Source organism: Protofrankia sp. CiP1_Cm_nod3, assembly GCF_982290655.1.
Window position 1 is genome coordinate 32,063 of record NZ_CEVIVD010000005.1, and the last position, 2,959, is coordinate 35,021.

Below are 2,959 nucleotides of genomic sequence, written 5' to 3' on the forward strand. Positions count from 1 at the left end.
ATGCCGACGATGCCGACGATGCCGCTCGTTTCGCTGGTGGTGCTGCTGGCCTCGCTGATGCCGACGGTGGATCCGCTGGTGGCGAGGGTGGCGAGGGTGGCGAGGGCGGTGTCGGTGGTGTCGGCGACCGGCGTCCGGTCGCGCCGGGGTCGGGCTGGCCGGGGGATCCCGCCTCGGCGGTGACCCCGGTAGCGGTCACGCCGGGTGATGTCGGGCGGCTCGCTGTCTCCGCGGGCGACACCGCCGAGCTCGACGCCAGGATGTCGGTGTGCCGGGCCTGTCCCCGGCTGGTGGGCTGGCGGGAGGAGGTCGCCCGGCAGCGGCGGGCCGCTTTCGCGCGGGAGCGTTACTGGGGGCGGCCGGTCCCGTCCTTCGGCCCCGAGGACGCCCGGGTGCTCGTCGTCGGTCTGGCACCGGCGGCGCACGGCGGCAACCGCACTGGACGGATCTTCACAGGGGACCGCAGCGGTGACTGGCTGTTCGCCTCCCTGCACCGGGTCGGGCTTGCGCGGTTGCCGACCTCGGTGTCGGCCGGTGACGGCCAGCGTCTGATCTCCACTCGTATCGTGGCCGCGGTGCGCTGCGCCCCACCGGCGAACAAGCCGACCACCCTGGAACGGGACACCTGCCGGGGATGGCTGATTCGCGATCTTGAACTGTTGCGGCCGACGCTGCGTGCGGTCGTCGTGCTCGGCGGGTTCGCCTGGACGGCGCTGTGGCCCGCGCTGGAGCGGGCCGGTCATCCGCTGCCGTCGCCACGGCCGGCGTTCGGGCACGGCCGTCGGGTCGTTCTCGCGGATGTTCCCGCGCCGGGCCCCACACGCCCGCCGGCCGGCCCGGTGCGGCGAGCCGCCTCCGCGGAAGCCGCATCTGGAGAAGCCGCATCTGGAGAAGCCGTCTCCCAACGAGATGTCACTGAACGAGATGTCACTGAACGAGATGTCACAGCGCAAGGCGTCACCGAACGAGATGGCGCTGACGGGGGCGTCACCGAACATCGAGCGGGGCTGGTTGTCTTCGGCTGCTACCATCCCAGCCAGCAGAACACGTTCACCGGGCGGGTCACCGCCGAGATGATCGACTCTGTGCTCGGTGCCGCGGCGAGGGTAAGCGGCGCGGTCAGTGATAAATAACTGAACCACCGTCGATGTACACGTCGCCGAGTTGATCTCCGCGTGTTGTACGTCACGTGAGTCCGTCGTCCACCGGCGCCGTATCCGGGGGCATGGTCGCGTGGTGGCGAGTACCTTTTTTGTATGAGCTTTGGACAACCTCCGCACATCCTTGTTGTGGGTGGCGGTTACGTCGGTATGTACACGGCTTTGCGTCTTCAGCGTCGCCTTCGTCAGGGCGAGGCGACCGTGACGGTGGTCGAGCCCAACTCGTACATGACATATCAGCCGTTTCTTCCCGAAGCGGCGGCCGGAAACCTCGAGCCACGACACGTCGTCGTACCACTACGTAGGGTGCTGAATGGTTGCCGTGTGGTCAGCGGCAGCGTGACCGGGGTCAACCATGCCCAGCGGGTCGCCTATATTGCGCCAAATCAGGGCGCGCCGCATGAGCTCCACTACGACATCCTGGTCGCCTGTCCCGGGTCGGTCGCCCGGACGCTGCCCATCCCGGGTCTCGCGGAGCTGGGCATCGGCTTCAAGAGCGTGGCCGAGGCGATCCACATTCGGAACAAGGTCATCGAACGAATGGACGTCGCGGCGTCCAGTACCGACCCGCAGCTCCGGCGCCGCGCGCTGACATTTGTATTCATCGGCGGCGGGTTCGCGGGTATCGAGGCGATAGCCGAGCTTGAGGACATGGCCCGGGACGCCTGCAGGTTCTATCCTGAGCTGTCGCCGTCGGACATGCGCTGGGTGATGGTGGAGGCGAGCGGGCGGGTGCTGCCGGAGGTTTCGCCGGCGATGGGCCTGTACACGTTGAAGCAGCTTGAGCACCGTGGTATCGAGATGAAAATCAATACCCGGGTGAAAAGCCTTGTGGACGGTCATGTGGTGCTCGACAGCGGTGAGGAGTTCGACGCCGAGACCATCGTCTGGACCGCCGGGGTCAAGGCCCATCCGCTGCTCGCCAACACCGATCTCCCGCTCGACGAGCGGGGCCGGATCAGGGCGACCGCTTTCCTGCAGGTGGACGGCGTCGAGCAGGCATGGACGGCGGGTGACTGCGCCGCGGTGCCCGACCTCACCAAGGGGGAGGGCGCGACGACCGGTCCGTCCGCCCAGCACGCCGTCCGTCAGGCCAAGGTGCTGGCGGACAACATTCTCGCCGATCTCCGCGCCGAGCCGATCGCGCCGTACGAGCACAAGTACGCCGGGAGCGTCGCGTCGCTCGGCCTGCACAAGGGCGTGGCGGACGTGTACGGGATGAAGCTGCGCGGCTGGCCCGCGTGGCTGATGCACCGTACCTACCACCTCAGCCGGGTGCCGACCTTCAACCGCAAGGCGCGGGTGCTCGCGGACTGGACGCTGTCGCTGTTCTTCCGGCGGGAGATCGTCTCGCTGGGATCCTTCGCTGACCCCAGGGCGAGCTTCCGCGCGGCCGCGAGCCCGGCGGGCGCTCCGGCGGTGGCGGCGCCGGAGGCGGCCGCCCAGCAGCCCGCGCTTGCCGGGAAGCCGGCGGGACGGGCGGAGGCGACGGGAGGGACGGAGACGAACGGTTCCGCCTCGGCCGCCCGCAAGTCGCCCGCGCCCGCCAGGAGCGCGGGGCCGGCCAAGACCCCCGGGGGAACACCGCTGGCCTGACGGGGAACGACCGAGAGCAGGAGAGGACAGGAGCAACCAGCTCGTAACGTACGGTAACTAGCCGTTCTTCATGGTTCTTCGCGTGCCACCGCCCGCAGATCGTCACGTTCCCATCACTATCCGTGCCATCGCGTCGGGATGGCGCAGGTCCCAGGCCGTGGGAGCGCGGGCTGCCGGCCATGGCAGCGGGGTTTCCCGGGCAC

The 2,959-nt window shown here is 69.2% G+C and carries 2 protein-coding genes; both read left to right on the forward strand.

The window, feature by feature from the left end; genetic code table 11:
- Positions 1 to 290: 290 nt before the first annotated feature.
- Positions 291 to 1,133 (forward strand): uracil-DNA glycosylase, encoded by an 843-nt coding sequence (locus AC5LUJ_RS02500; protein ID WP_493464405.1) that lies wholly within the window; start codon positions 291 to 293, stop codon positions 1,131 to 1,133.
- A 177-nt stretch (positions 1,134 to 1,310) separates the two neighbouring features.
- Entirely contained in the window at positions 1,311 to 2,756 is a 1,446-nt protein-coding gene (locus AC5LUJ_RS02505) for an NAD(P)/FAD-dependent oxidoreductase (protein WP_493464392.1), read from the forward strand.
- The last annotated feature ends 203 nt before the right edge of the window (positions 2,757 to 2,959 follow it).

Bases quoted from the DNA above. Each gene is read 5' to 3' on its own strand.
- AC5LUJ_RS02505 (WP_493464392.1), top strand. From the start codon at position 1,311: ATGTACACGGCTTTGCGTCTTCAGCGTCGCCTTCGTCAGGGCGAGGCG.